The organism is Streptomyces sp. SirexAA-E, assembly GCF_000177195.2.
GTDB lineage: Bacteria > Actinomycetota > Actinomycetes > Streptomycetales > Streptomycetaceae > Streptomyces > Streptomyces flavovirens.
In genome coordinates, this window is record NC_015953.1 from 5,759,081 (window position 1) to 5,772,271 (window position 13,191).

The window sequence follows — 13,191 nt, forward strand, 5'->3', positions numbered from 1 at the left end:
TCACCGACGAGGCGTCAGCCTGGGAAGCGCCCGGTGCTCCGCAGCGACCAGCGCCGCTCGGCGTACGCGAGGTCGTCCCGCCAGAGCCGCCCCGCCGTCCTGCGCATCAGGGGCCGCAGGACCGGAGCGGCGGCGCGCGCCAGCGCGAACCCCCGCCGGTCCGAGGCCGCGACGACCGCCTCGACCACCGCCGTCCGAGGCGCGTCGGCACCTGGAGCGGTGAGCGGCGTGGCATGGGTCTCCACCACCGAACCGGCGCCCTCCCCGTCCGTGATGTGCATGACGACCGTACGGGGCTCCGGGGCGGTGAACACGGCCCGCACCGGCACCACCAGCCGGCCCGCGACCTTGAACGACACCTCGACGGCGAACCCGTCGTCCGCCTCGCCCCCGGGGGTGCCGACCACCTTCAGCCCGACGAACGCGTACGGGTGGAACCAGGACCCGTGCCAGGGATCGAGCCGGTTGGCGACCACGTCCTCGGGCTCGCACCGGCCGACCGCCGTGAACACCGCCTCCACCGCGCTCCCGGCCTCCGGCCGCACCGGCACCACCGGGTGCTCCAGCGCCCGCTCGCCTCCGGCCGCGTCCAGCCGCACCCACACCAGCACCCCGTCGTCGTGCACCGGATACGGTTCCCACCCGGCGCGCGGCCCGCCGTCCAGGGCCAGCCCGTGCCAGTGGCACAGCAGCGTCCCGCACACCACCCGGCTGTCCCGCAACGGAGCCCCCAGATGCGGACACACCCCGGGTCCGGCGCGCAGCGAGCCGTCCCCGGCCCGCCACAGGACGACCTCGACACCCGCCACGCTCCGGCCGTACGGACGGTCCCGGGCGGCGATCTCCCGCGACGCCCCGACCACGTACCAGTTGCCCGACGGCCTGGCCGCCGCCCGCCGCAGCGCCCCTGCGATCAGGGCCGGCCGCGCCTCACGCCAGGTCGGGGCCTGCCGCTCCCATGCCGGTGCGCGCCGCACCCGCAGCGGCGAGGTCCAGATCCTCCCGTGCCGTCCGGTCAACGCCTCGTCCCCTCCGGCCGGGCTGCCGTGCCCGGGGGCGGGGCGGCGGCCCGCCGGTTGCGCATCCGCGCCCCCAGCACCCGCGCGAGCCCGCCCGCCGCGGTCACCGCCCGGCGCCCGCGCGGCACGACGGCCCGCCGGTGCAGCACCGCGTAGTCGTCGGCGGCGATCGCGTCGAGGATGCCCCCGTACAGCGTGAACGCCGTACGGATGCACGGCCGCACCCGCGGTTCCAGCATGGCGATGCCCGGCTCCGCCTCCCGGTACACCGCCCGGGTCAGCGCCTCCGCCTCGACGAGAGCCGCCCGGACCCGCCGGTCACGGCGCCCGGTGCGACGGCTCCACTCCAGCAGCGGGCGCGCCACCCCGTGGGCGGCCAGCAGGTCGGCCGGCAGGTACACCCGCCCCCGGTCCAGGTCCTCACCCACGTCCCGCAGGAAGTTGGTCAGCTGGAAGGCCACCCCGAGGGCGGCCGCGTGCGGGGCCGCCTCCCGGCGGTCCACGACCGTTCCGAGCACCGGCAGCATCTGCAGTCCGATCACCGCCGCCGACCCGTGCATGTAGGCCCGCAGATGCGCGTACGTCGGATAGTCCGTGACGCTGAGATCACTCCGCATCGACGCCATGAAGTCCGCGAACAACCCGTGGTCGATGGCGTAGCGCCCGGCGGTGTCCGCCACCGCCCGCACCACCGGCTCGTCGCCGCCTCCCGTACGCAGCCCGAGCGCCAGGTCGTCCTCCAGCAGGCGCAGCAGCCGGTCGCGTTCCGCGGGGGGCCGGGTGCGGTCGAGGTCGTCCACGATGTCGTCCGCCCACCGGGCGAAGCCGTACAGGGCGTGCACCGCGCAGCGGCGCTCCACCGGCAGCAGCCGGGTCGCCAGGAAGTAGGTGCGGCCGTGCCGGGCGTTGAGCCGGCGGCACCGGTCGTAGGCGGCCCGCAGGGCGGGCTCGGTGATCCGGGCCGCGTCCAGTTCACGACGGTTCATCGGCTGCCCTTCGACGACGTGAGCGGGATGCGGGCCGGCCTCGCCCGAGGACGGCCCGTGATGCGCGCGGCGGCGAGCTTGCCGCTGACGAGCACCGTCGGCACCCCGACCCCGGGGGTCGTCCCGCACCCGGCGAGTACGACGTTGTCGTAGTCACGCACGAGGTTGCGGGGACGGAAGGGGCCGGTCTGCGTGAATGTGTGCGACAGCGAGAAGGGGGTGCCCGCCGCATGACCCTGGGCCGTCCAGTCCACCGGGGTCACCAGCAGCTCCCGGTCGAGCGACGCGCCGAATCCGTCGAGCCCCCGCCGCTCCAGCTCGGCCAGCAGGCTGTCCCGGTAGCGCGGCCCCAGGCCGTGCCAGGCTTCGGCGGACGGGCCGGCCGTCGTGTTGGGGCACGGGGCCAGGACGTAGTGCAGGTGCCTGCCCTCGGGAGCGAGCGAGGGATCGTGCGTCGTCGGCCGGGTGATCAGCAGGGACGGGTCGCTCATCAGCCGCCCGGTGCGGGTGAGTTCGTCGAAGGTGCGCTCCCAGGCGCCGCCGAAGGAGATCGTGTGGTGCGCCAGCTGGGGCCAGGTGCGGTCGGTGCCCGCGTGCAGGACCACGGCCGACGGAGAGTGGCGCAGCCCGACCGGACGCCGCGGCGCACGCCCCAGCAGACGGTGGACGACGGGCAGGTCGGGCGTCAGCACCACCGCGTCACAGGCGATCCGCTCGCCCGAGACCAGCCGGACGGCCCGCACCCGCCCCGCCGCGTGTTCCAGCCGGTTCACCTCCGCCGACCAGCACAGCCGCGCCCCCGCGTCGGCCGCCGCGTCCGCCATGGCCCGGGGCAGCGCGTGCATACCGCCCTTGGGGAACCAGACGCCCGCGACCGTGTCCATGTAGGCGATGACGGCGTACGCGGCGAGGGCCCGGGCGGGGGCCACCCCCGCGTACAGCGCCTGGAAGGAGAAGACCCGGCGCAGCCGCGGATCCGAGAGGAACCTGCCGATCTGCGGGTCGAGCCGGCCGAAACCGCCCAGGGCGGCCAGCCGTGCCAGGTCCGGGTGCAGCAGCTGGAAGGGGGAGTCGAAGTTGGTGTCGATGAAGCGGTGCATCTGCGCCCGGTACAGCCGCTCCAGCCAGTGGCGCAGCCTGCGGTACCCCTCGGCCTCCCGGCCCCCGGCGAACCGTCGTACCTCGGCCTCCATGGCCTCGCCGTCCGTGTGGACGTCCAGCCCGCTCCCGTCCGCGAACCTGGCCCGGTAGGCCGGGTGCAGCGGTACCAGCTCGACGCGCCGGTGCAGGCTGTCACCCACGGCCGCGAACGCCTCGTCGGCCAGGTGCGGCATGGTCAGCACGGTGGGCCCGGTGTCCACCCGGTAGCCGCCCAGCTCCAGCCGGCCCGCCCGGCCCCCGGGGCCCGCGTCCCGTTCGACGACGGTCACCCGGCGTCCCGCGCCGAGCAGGTGCAGGGCGGCGGCGAGACCGGACAGCCCCGCGCCGACCACCACCACGTGGTCCGTCGGACCCGGCACCCTCCTCATGCGCCCTCCCGGTCCGGGGCGGGCGCGGTGCCCACCGCCCGCTCCACCAACGAGGCGAACTCCCGCCGGGCCGAGGCGTCCGCCGCGCCGGCCGCGAAGTGCCGCACGCTCGACGCCGCGAGGGCGGCGATCTCGTCCTCCACCACCGCGCGTGCGCCCGTGGCCTCCAGGGCGGCGCGCATCCGGTCGACGCCCTCCTCGGTGTGATCGGCCTGGTCGGGGCCGAGCACGGCCAGGCCCTCCATGTCGCCCGTCTCGGTCGCACGCCGGACCGCCACCGCGAGGAGGTAGGTGAGCTTGCGCCCGCTCAGGTCCTCGCCCGCCGGTTTCCCCGTCAGCGCCGGGTCCCCGAACGCGCCCAGCAGGTCGTCGCGGAGCTGGAAGGCGAGACCGGCGCACCGCCCGGCCGATCTCAGCGCGGCCGTCGCGCGGGCGTCCGCCGCGGCCGACACGGCGCCCAGGGCGAGCGGCCGCTCCACCGTGTACAGCGCGCTCTTGAGCGTCGCGATGGTCCGGGCCTCGTCCCCGTCCGAGGAACCGGTCGCCTGCGCGCGCAGATCCAGGTACTGGCCGGCCACCATCTCGCTCCGCATCGCCCGCCACTCCCGGTGCAGCCGGTCCCCGTGCGGCGCGGCCAGCGCGGTCTCGGTGAGCAGGTCGTCGGCCCAGGCCAGCGCCAGGTCCCCGGCGAGCACCGCGGCGGTGGCCGAGTAGGACGCGGCGGAGCCCCGCAGCCCGGCCTCACGGTGCGCCCGGGCGAAGTCCGCGTGCACGGCGGGAGCGCCCCGGCGCACCGGGGACCCGTCCATGACGTCGTCGTGCACCAGCGCGCAGGCCTGGAGCAGTTCGAGGGCCGCTCCGATCCGCACCGGCGTCCCCGGGTCGCCCCCGCGGCCGGCCGCCAGCCACCCGCACCACACGAACGCGGTCCGCAGCCGCTTGCCGCCGCGCAGGACGAACGCGGCGACCCGGCCCGCCACCTCTTCGGCGAACACGGCGTCCATCTGCCGAGCCTCCTGGAGCCGGTCGTCCAGGTACGACGCCAGGAACGCGTCCACGGCCGCGGTGGCGTCGCCGACCGTGGACGGGGCCCCGACGGCGCCGGGCGGGCCGACGGTCTCTGACCGCGTCGCCCGTGGACCGAGCATGGAGAACCCCTTTCACTCCGTTCCGCTTCCGCGGCCACCGGTGCTTCCGGCCGACGGGACCACGGATGCGCCTATGCCTGCCCGGCGCACGCCACGGTCGGAGCGGGGTTCACTCCGACGGCCCGGGGCCGAACGGGGAGGGGCCATCCCCGGTCGTCGGCCGGTGGCGCGGCGTCGTGCCGCCGGAAAACGTCTTGCCCCCGCGCGGGGGTCCCGCTACCGTCGCGTCGGCGCGCGACGCGCGTGTTCACCGGACGGGGAGGTTGATGCATATGGCTGCCGCAGGCCGTCGTCTCCATGCCCTCCTCCGGTCCGCGCACCACTGAGCGCGGCCCGGTCGTCCCACGACCAGGAATGAACACGTGACACCGACTTCGTCATCCACACATCCCCCGCTGACCACCGACCGCCTCGACCTCCGCTGCTGGAGTACGGCCGACGCGGACGCGGTCCTCGGTGACGCCGGGCAGGCGCACTGGGCGCACGACTTCCCCGCCGAAGGCGACCGGGTCGTCGCCGGCCTCTTCGGGCAGAACCCCGCCTGGCTCGGCGCGTACGGCCACCGGCTGGTCGTCGAGCGTGAGAGCGGCCTCGTGGTCGGCTCGGTCGGCCTGTTCTGGCCGCCCGGTGAGGGAACCGTCGAGCTCGGGTACGGCATCGTCGCGTCCCGCCGCGGCCGGGGCTACGCCTCGGAAGCCGCCCGGGCGCTGGCGGACTTCGCGCTGACCGCGCCCGGGGTCCGCACCGTCGTCGCTGCCGTAGAGCTCTCCAACCCGGCCTCCGTCCGCGTACTGGAGAAGGCCGGCTTCCAGCGGTGCTCCACCGGGGCGGACCAGGCGCGCTTCAGGTTCCCGCCGCCCGGCGGTCACCAGGAGCGGTGACCCCGTGGGGGCCGGCACGCAGGCCGGCCCCCATCGGCCCCAGCTCTGAGGGGCCGTCAGGAGCGGCGCAGCTCGAACCAGTCGAAGGCCGCACTGCCCCGGGTGGCGTACATGCCGATGACCCGGCCGGTGAAGCCCCCCGCGACCTCGGTGGTGAGGTAGCGGCCGTCGAGCTCGGCGAGGACCGTGAAGCCGCCGTCGGCCGTCTCGTATCCCAGGCGCAGGGTGTCCGGACCGCCGACGCGCAGGCCGGGCGGGACGGGCGCGTCCCGCCCGGTGACCGTCGGTGGCAGGTCCACGGTGGTGGTGATGTCGATCCGCAGCGTCATGGGGCCCGGCGGCACCCGGTGTTCGGCGACGCTGTGGCTCAGCGGGCCGATCCGGGCGACGGCGCGGACCGTGCCCCCGCCCGTCTCCACCTCGTAGTGGTGCGCCTCGTCCAGCCGTACCGCGAGTCCGCCCCGGCCGTCCGCGTCCACGGTGACCCGCGTGCGGGCGGTGCAGTCGGGGTCGCGCTGGCGCCGCCCCACGAAGACCGCGCCCGGCGTGTCGAGACCGGCGGCGCGGGCGTGCAGCACCAGATGGCCAGGCCGTTCACCCAGGCGCACGGCGGCCGGGTCGAGCCTGCGGGCCGTCACCCAGCACGGCGCCGGTACGGGGGAGTCGAAGTCGTCCCGGTCCGGCTCCGGGGGCCAGGGGTGCGGCGGCAACGCCGGTGCGTGGGCGCGGAGTTCCACCGGTCCGGGCAGCGGCCAGCCGTCCTCCCACCGCACCGGCACGAGGAAGGTCTCCCGGCCGAGGCCGTGGAACTTCGGGGTGTCGCCCCGGGGGCGGGTGCCCAGCAGCACCATCCACCAGGTGCCGTCCCGCGCCTGGACCAGGTCCCCGTGGCCGGTGTTCTGCACCGGATGGCCGGTACTGCGGTGGGACAGCACCGGGTTGGCGGGATGGGGCGTGAACGGCCCCGGCAGCGTGCGGGACCGGGCCAGCGACATCGCGTGCCCGCGTTCCGTACCGCCCTCCGACAGCAGGAGGTACCACCAGCCGTCGATCCGGTACAGGTGCGGCCCCTCCGGGTACTGCAACCCGCTGCCCGACCACATCGCCACCGGCTCGCCCAGCCGTGCGCCCGTCCCCGGATCGATACGCGCACCGTGGATGCCGCCGTCCGAGTACACGCACCAGCAGGTCCCGTCCTCGTCCCAGGCCAGGTCGGGGTCGATCCCCGGTATGTCGACCGGCACCGGGTCCGACCACGGGCCCGTGGGATCCCGCGCGGTCACCAGGACCGTGCCCGCCCCACCGACGACGGTCGTGATCATCCAGAACCGGCCGTCGTGGTACCGGAGCGTCGGCGCGTACACCCCGCCCGAGGCGCCGGTGGACTCCGGCAGGTCCAACTGCGAGGCCCGGTCCAGGGCATGGCCGATCAGCCGCCAGTGCACCAGGTCGCGGCTGTGCCACACCGGCACCCCGGGCACGTACTCGAAGCTCGACGTCGCCAGGTAGAAGTCGTCACCGGCCCGGCAGATGCTCGGGTCCGGGCTGAATCCGGGTATCACGGGGTTGTCGAAAAACGTCGGCGTCATGTCCGTCCAGACCGGTCGGGGGAGGGGGCGGGGGCTCCGGCGCGGTGCCCGGGTACGAGCGTGCGTACGAGGGTGGAGGCGAGGGCGTCGAAGCGCTTCGACCGTGGCATCGCGGCGAATCGCTGTCAACGGGTCATCGGTGGGGATCCGGTGGCCTCGTGCGAGCGGTGAGGCGCTCCGGTCCGGCTCCCGTCCGGTCTCGTTCTCCACCCGGCGGCGGACGGTGGTCCGGGGAGGTTCGGAGAAGTTCTGTCCGCGGCGTTGACGCGCCGTCCGGGCGGCTGCACATTACCTAGCGGTAGAACCGCGCGGTAACCCTCGCGTCCGGAGCCGGACGGCCGTGCGGCATGCCCACCCGCACTCCCCCACCGATGAATCGAGTGCACATGCCGAAGAGAGCCCTCCGTCATGTCATGACCGCGACACTCGCTGCGGCCGGCGCGCTGGCGCTCGGCGTCAGCCAGGCCGCCGCGCAGACCGCCGCACCGCTCGACTACGTCGCCCTCGGCGACAGCTACAGCGCGGGATCGGGCGTGCTGCCCGTGGATCCGACCAATCTGCTCTGTCTGCGCTCCACGGCCAACTACCCCCACGTCATCGCCTCCCGCACGGGCGCCCACCTCAAGGACGTGACCTGCGGGGCGGCCGAGACCAAGCACTTCACCCAGTCCCAGTACCCGGGAACCGCCCCTCAGGTGGACGCCGTGAACGCCGACACCGACCTGGTGACGCTGACCATCGGCGGCAACGACAACGGCACCTTCATCAACGCCCTCACGGCGTGCGCCTCCGCAGGGCTCCTCAGCGGCGGCAAGGGCAGCCCCTGCAAGGACAAGAACGGCACCCACTTCGACGACCAGATCGAGGCGAACACCTATCCCGCGCTGGTGGCCGCTCTGCGGAGCGTCCGCGCGAAGGCGCCGAGCGCGCGTGTGGCGGCGCTGGGGTACCCGTGGATCACCCCGGCCACCGCCGACCCGTCCTGCTTCCTGAAACTTCCGGTGGCCTCCGGCGACGTGCCGTACCTGCGCGGCATCCAGACCCACCTGAACGCCGCCGTCGCGCGCGCCGCGGCCGAGACCGGGGTCACCTACGTGGACTTCTCGCAGGTGTCCGAGGGGCACGACGCGTGCAAGGCCTCCGGCGCCCGGTGGATCGAGCCGCTCGTGTTCGGTACCAACATCGTGCCCGTCCACCCCAACGCGCTGGGGGAGCGGCGCATGGCCGAACACACCATGAGCGTCCTCGGGATCGGCTGAGCCGGTCACAGCGGCTTCCGGCTCCGTGCGTTCACCTCGGCGAGCTGAGCGCTCAGCAGCTCGTCCCGGCCGGCGGGCCGCACGCGGGCCGGGTTCGCGTCCCACTCACGGCCCCCGCCGAGCGGACGGAGCCGGACGAGGGGGCCCTGACGCCCCGTCACGATGCCCACCCGTCCGCTCCCGCCGTCGACGACGGCGGCTCCCACGGCGGGGGAGTCCCCGTCCGTCACCGGGCCGCCCCCTTCCTGATCACGTCCGCCAGCTCCAGGGCGACGGGGGCGGAGCAGACGCCGAGGTGGACGAGGGCGTAACGGGGCGGCCGTCCGTCTTCGTCCTCCGCCGCTTCCGGGCCACCGTCCTGCCACGGCGTACGGACGTCCATCGCCGGCAACTGGATACCGGCGGCGGTCAGGGCGGCCGCGAGGGCATCCCGCGCTTCCAGGGCCTCCGGGACGCGGTCCCGGACGCCGCCCGGTGCGGTGGCGGCCCGACCGGGCGACGGCGTCCCGGCGCCGGTGGGGGTGGGGGCGGGAGTAAGGACGGGGTGCGACGGTGTGGTCATGGGCGCGCTCTCTCCTTCGGATGCTCTTTCCCGGATTTCGCCGGGCCGGGCACGCGACCTGGATTACGGTGCGTGAGGGGCTGTGACGAGAATGGCCCAGGCCGCCCCCGCGACACACCGAGGGCGGGACGTGCTTCCCCGGTGTTCCGGTCAACTTCCACACGTGCCACGGAGGGTGCGATGCCGACGAGGCGGGCGGTCACGGGCCGCAGCAGGGAACCCCGCGCCCGGTTCGCGGAGGAGCTGCGCCTCCTGCGCACCGCGCGCGGCGACAGTCTGCGCCAGCTCGGCGAACGGCTGGGCTGGGACTGGTCGCTCTTCGGCAAGATGGAGAAGGGCGAGACGATCGGCGGCCCGGAGGTCGTCCAGGCCTTGGACCAGTACTACGGGACGCCGGGGCTGCTGCTGGCGCTGTGGGAGCTCGCGGCCGGCGACAAGAGCCAGTTCAAGGAGCGGTACCGGCGGTACATGACGCTGGAGTCGGAAGCGACGAGCTTGTGGCACTTCGCGGTGAGCGTGCTGCCGGGCTTGTTGCAGACGCCGGGCTACGCGCGTGAGGTACTTGCGGCTGGTGGGCTCCGGGAACCGGAGCTGACTCAGCAGATCGAGGCGAGGATGGGGCGGCGGGAGCTGTTGACGGGACAGGACCCGCCACACTTCCGCACCATTCTTTCCGAGGCGGTGTTGCGTACATCCCTGCGCGATCCCATGCAGTGGCGCCAGCAGTTGGAGTACTTGCAGGAGATGGGCGAGAGGGACGGAGTGACCGTGCAGGTGTCGCCGTTCAGCGCGGGACTCCATGGTCTGACCAATGCTGACGTGATGTTTCTTCGCCTCGTGGAGGGGCGTACCGTGGCCTATACCGAGAACGGCTACCGAGGTGAACTCATCGAGGAAGCCGCACCGGTTGAGCGCCTGCAACGTGCATATGATTCGGTCCGCGACCTCGCCTTGTCACCTGCCGAGTCGCGCAAGTTCATCCTGTGCCTTCTGGAGGAAGTGCCGTGCGATCCCTCGACCTGACCGCCGTGACTTGGCGCGCAAGCAGCTACAGCAATCAGGACGGTGGCCAGTGCGTCGAGGTCTGTGACGGTTTCCCCGCGGTCGTGCCCGTGCGGGACAGCAAGGACCCGCACGGACCCGTGCTCGTCGTCGCGGCGGGCGGCTGGGCCTCGTTCGTGGACGCGCTGAAGGCCGGTGCCCTCCGCGTCTGACGCGTTCCCCGTCGCACCTCCGCCGGACCCTTCGAACGCTGGGCGAGAGCCGGTGCTCGAATGCGTCCCGTTGCCCGTCCTGCGGTGCCCGAAGGCGTGCACGCGTGCGTACTGCCGTGTGTCCAACGCGGTGAACCGCGCGCTACGGCCCGGCTCGCTCACGGCTCAATTTGCTCTCCACACCCCCTATACGTCATGCGCGAGGCAGATCCTTACAAGGGGTGGGAAGCACACGTCGCCCGTCGGGGGATCAGCTGCCGACCGCCGTGGTCGTGAAGCGGTCACCGCAGACGAGAGGGTCGGTGGTGCGCAGGGTGACCGCCTCCTTGGACCCCGGCGGATAGACCTTGAGGTAGTCGGGCCGGTCCCAGCAGGGCGCGTCGGTCAGGCCCTGGTTCACGGTGTGCAGAGTGATCTCCACGTGGCCGCCGGGCTTGAGCACGGTCTTCTGCCCCGCCGCGCCCTCACGCTCCGCCGGCTCACCGATCACACCGCCGTCCCGCTTGATCAGTGAGACACCCGGGAAGCCCTGGAGGGTGCACGGGGCGTCGGACGTGTTGGACAGGGTCAACCGGTAGTAGATCTGCCCGGCGCCACCGTCCGAACGGTTCAGGGCCGGAGTCAGCGCCTTGGCGGCGCAGCGCTGCGGACCGGCCTGGGTGGCCGGTTCGGAGGGGTCGGCGGCATCGGAGGGCGCGGACGATCCCTCGGACGCGGTGGTACCGGACGGCGACGGCTCGTCGGGGGCGCCGCTGTCGGGCGCCTGTGACGTGCTGCTGTCCGGCATGGTGCTGCCGGCACCCGCCGGACTGCTCGACGTGGAGGTGTCGTCGCACCCGGCCAGGACGACCGCCACCGACAGGGCGGCGGCCGGGACGAGCGCGTACCGGCGGAGTCTGCGCCCGCGCCCGCTCGTCCGGCGCTCGGGCTGCCGGGGAGAGGGTGCGGTCGGGGCCATCGGGGTGCGCGGCTGTGAGTCCATACCTCTCGCCTGCTCACTCACGGCCCCTTCCAATCGTCCTCACCGCATCGGACCCGATACGCCGGGCGGCGGCCCCGTGTCGCTTCGCGTTTCGCGCACGGGGCTGCGAGCATGGAGCGGTCAGACATCAGGATGCTTCCTGACCGCCCCGGACCTGTGAGAGGTGGCCATGTCCTCGAAACGACGCCGCAAGAAGAGGGCGCGCCGCAAGAACGGCGCGAACCACGGCCGACGGCCGCAGTCCTAGACCTGTAACGCCGAAGGGTCCGGCCCCACCGCTCAGGCGGTGGGGCCGGACCCTTCGGCGTTGGAGCGCGAGACGGGCCGCCCGCCACCTCCGGAGCACCGGGTGAGGCACGCCGGTCCGCAACTCCCGGTCGGTGCGAATCCGTTGACTTGAGCAGACGGTGTCCCTAGCGTGTCACCCCGTCATTACATCGATGTAATGACCCAGTGTTCCCCCCCACTCACGCAACGAGCACCCACAGCTGCGAGGAGCCGCCCATGCGCGCTGTACCGACCCCACCCCCCGCCTCCGCCGGGGCCCGCGCTCCGAGCCGCGGTCGTGCCCTGCGCCGCGTGGCCGCGGCGCTGGCCGCGCTCGTCGCCGTCCTGGCGGGCCTGTTGACCGCCACACCGGCCGCGGTGGCGGACACCACGGCACCGGCGCCGAGGGCCGCTGCCGCGGGCACGTTCCGTAATCCTCTGAACGCCGGCCCCGACCCGTTCATGACCCACTGGAACGGCTCCTACTACCTGACCACCACGCAGGGCGACAGCATCCGCATGTGGCGTTCGTCCTCGCTGGGCACCCTGCTCGCCGCCGACCCGGTGACCGTGTGGACCGACTCCGACCCGTCCCGCAACCGCAACATCTGGGCCCCGGAGTTCTACCGCTTCGGTGACCGCTGGTACCTCTACTACACCGCCGACGACGGCGTCGACGACCATCACCGCCTGTACGTCCTGGAGTCGGAGCGCGACGACCCGACCGGCCCGTACCACTACAAGGCCAAGCTCGCCCCGCCCAACCACGCGAACGACTTCGCCATCGACGCCGGCATCCTCCAGCACAACGGCCGTCTCTACCTCGCCTACAGCGGCATCAACCAGTACCAGCACAACGGGCTGAACATCGCACCGATGTCGAACCCGTACACGGTCTCCGGCGACGCGGTCGCCCTCAACGGGGACGGTGGGTGCCCGGAGGTGCGGGAGGGGCCCGAATTCCTCTACCGCAACGGCCGCACCTGGATGACCTATTCGGCCTGCGACACCGGGAAACCCGACTACCAGGTCCGCATGATGTCCCTGCCCGCCACCGCCGACCCGCTGGTGCCCGGCAACTGGACCCAGCACCCCGGCGCGGTCTTCTCACGCGCCGACGACCGCGGGGTGTTCGGCCCCGGCCACCACGCCTTCTTCCGCTCGCCCGACGGCACCGAGGACTGGATCGTCTACCACGCCAAGACGACGTCCTCCCTCACCTACTCCAACCGCACCACCCGCGCCCAGCGCTTCACGTGGAAGGCCGACGGCAGCCCCGACTTCGGCCGCCCGCTCGCACTCGGCGCCACCCAGGACCTGCCCTCCGGCGACCCCGGATCCGGCAACCACTGGATCAACGACGACGGCCGCTCCAGCGGTGGCGGGACCGTCGCCTACACCGGCGCCTGGAACTCCGGCACCGGCTGCGGTACCCAGTGCTTCTGGGGCGACGACCACTGGAGCGACCGCGCGGGCGCCACCGCGACCTTCACCTTCACCGGTACCCGCATCGCCCTGCTCTCCGTACGCGACACGGGCAACGGCATCGCGGCCCTGAGCATCGACGGCGGGCCGGAACAGCGCGTCGACCTCTACGGGGCCATCCGCACGGGCGAGACGCTCCAGTACCTCAGCCCCCGGCTCGCCAACGGCCGGCACACCCTGCGCGTCCGGGTCACCGGCGAGCACAGCGCCCAGTCGGGCGCCTCCTTCGTCAGCGTGGACCGCGCGGAGGTCTACACGAACTGAGGTCCC

At 73.6% G+C, this 13,191-nt stretch carries 13 protein-coding genes; 5 read left to right on the forward strand and 8 right to left on the reverse strand.

Annotated elements, in window-relative coordinates; translation table 11 throughout:
• Positions 1-14: 14 nt before the first annotated feature.
• The 4 genes from SACTE_RS25625 to SACTE_RS25640 are packed head-to-tail and all read right to left on the reverse strand — an operon-like array spanning position 15 to position 4,682.
• Positions 15-1,019: a DUF5914 domain-containing protein gene (locus SACTE_RS25625; RefSeq protein WP_014048922.1), complete on the reverse strand. Its 1,005-nt coding sequence runs from the start codon at positions 1,017-1,019 to the stop codon at positions 15-17.
• Positions 1,016-2,005 (reverse strand): phytoene/squalene synthase family protein, encoded by a 990-nt coding sequence (locus SACTE_RS25630; RefSeq protein ID WP_014048923.1) that lies wholly within the window; start codon positions 2,003-2,005, stop codon positions 1,016-1,018. Before SACTE_RS25630 ends, SACTE_RS25625 begins: the two co-directional genes overlap by 4 nt.
• The gene (gene crtI / locus SACTE_RS25635; RefSeq protein ID WP_014048924.1) at positions 2,002-3,534 is read right to left on the reverse strand and encodes a phytoene desaturase family protein; all 1,533 of its coding nucleotides are present in this window, start codon (positions 3,532-3,534) and stop codon (positions 2,002-2,004) included. Before crtI ends, SACTE_RS25630 begins: the two co-directional genes overlap by 4 nt.
• On the reverse strand, positions 3,531-4,682 hold the full coding sequence (locus tag SACTE_RS25640; protein WP_014048925.1) for a polyprenyl synthetase family protein: 1,152 nt from the start codon (positions 4,680-4,682) through the stop codon (positions 3,531-3,533). Before SACTE_RS25640 ends, crtI begins: the two co-directional genes overlap by 4 nt.
• Before the next feature lie 362 nt (positions 4,683-5,044).
• On the opposite strand from SACTE_RS25640, the gene SACTE_RS25645 reads away from it, so the two are divergent.
• On the forward strand, positions 5,045-5,563 hold the full coding sequence (locus tag SACTE_RS25645) for a GNAT family N-acetyltransferase (protein WP_014048926.1): 519 nt from the start codon (positions 5,045-5,047) through the stop codon (positions 5,561-5,563).
• A gap of 56 nt (positions 5,564-5,619) precedes the next feature.
• Here SACTE_RS25645 and SACTE_RS25650 read toward each other — a convergent pair whose 3' ends face one another.
• Entirely contained in the window at positions 5,620-7,152 is a 1,533-nt protein-coding gene (locus SACTE_RS25650) for a glycoside hydrolase family 43 protein (RefSeq protein ID WP_014048927.1), read from the reverse strand.
• Positions 7,153-7,538: 386 nt separating this feature from the next.
• On the opposite strand from SACTE_RS25650, the gene SACTE_RS25655 reads away from it, so the two are divergent.
• Entirely contained in the window at positions 7,539-8,411 is an 873-nt protein-coding gene (locus tag SACTE_RS25655; protein WP_014048928.1) for an SGNH/GDSL hydrolase family protein, read from the forward strand.
• Between the two features lie 5 nt (positions 8,412-8,416).
• Here the strand turns inward: SACTE_RS25655 and SACTE_RS25660 are convergent, their stop codons facing one another.
• Together SACTE_RS25660 and SACTE_RS25665 are read right to left on the reverse strand one after the other, a co-directional pair.
• Positions 8,417-8,641 carry a hypothetical protein gene (locus SACTE_RS25660; protein ID WP_014048929.1) on the reverse strand — a complete coding sequence of 75 codons (225 nt, stop codon included), beginning with the start codon at positions 8,639-8,641 and terminating at the stop codon, positions 8,417-8,419.
• Entirely contained in the window at positions 8,638-8,973 is a 336-nt protein-coding gene (locus SACTE_RS25665) for a hypothetical protein (protein WP_014048930.1), read from the reverse strand. The genes SACTE_RS25660 and SACTE_RS25665 overlap by 4 nt, the downstream gene beginning before the upstream one ends.
• Before the next feature lie 180 nt (positions 8,974-9,153).
• Here SACTE_RS25665 and SACTE_RS25670 point away from each other — a divergent pair, with 180 nt between their 5' ends.
• Positions 9,154-9,996 (forward strand): helix-turn-helix transcriptional regulator, encoded by an 843-nt coding sequence (locus tag SACTE_RS25670; RefSeq protein ID WP_014048931.1) that lies wholly within the window; start codon positions 9,154-9,156, stop codon positions 9,994-9,996.
• A complete protein-coding gene (locus tag SACTE_RS25675; protein ID WP_014048932.1) occupies positions 9,978-10,187 on the forward strand; it encodes a DUF397 domain-containing protein in 210 nt (69 codons plus the stop codon). Before SACTE_RS25670 ends, SACTE_RS25675 begins: the two co-directional genes overlap by 19 nt.
• A gap of 250 nt (positions 10,188-10,437) precedes the next feature.
• Here SACTE_RS25675 and SACTE_RS25680 read toward each other — a convergent pair whose 3' ends face one another.
• Positions 10,438-11,169, reverse strand: a complete 732-nt coding sequence (locus SACTE_RS25680) for a DUF4232 domain-containing protein (protein WP_014048933.1) — start codon at positions 11,167-11,169, stop codon at positions 10,438-10,440.
• A gap of 504 nt (positions 11,170-11,673) precedes the next feature.
• On the opposite strand from SACTE_RS25680, the gene SACTE_RS25685 reads away from it, so the two are divergent.
• Positions 11,674-13,185, forward strand: coding sequence for a glycoside hydrolase family 43 protein (locus tag SACTE_RS25685; protein WP_014048934.1), 1,512 nt, complete (start codon positions 11,674-11,676; stop codon positions 13,183-13,185).
• Positions 13,186-13,191 lie beyond the last annotated feature (6 nt).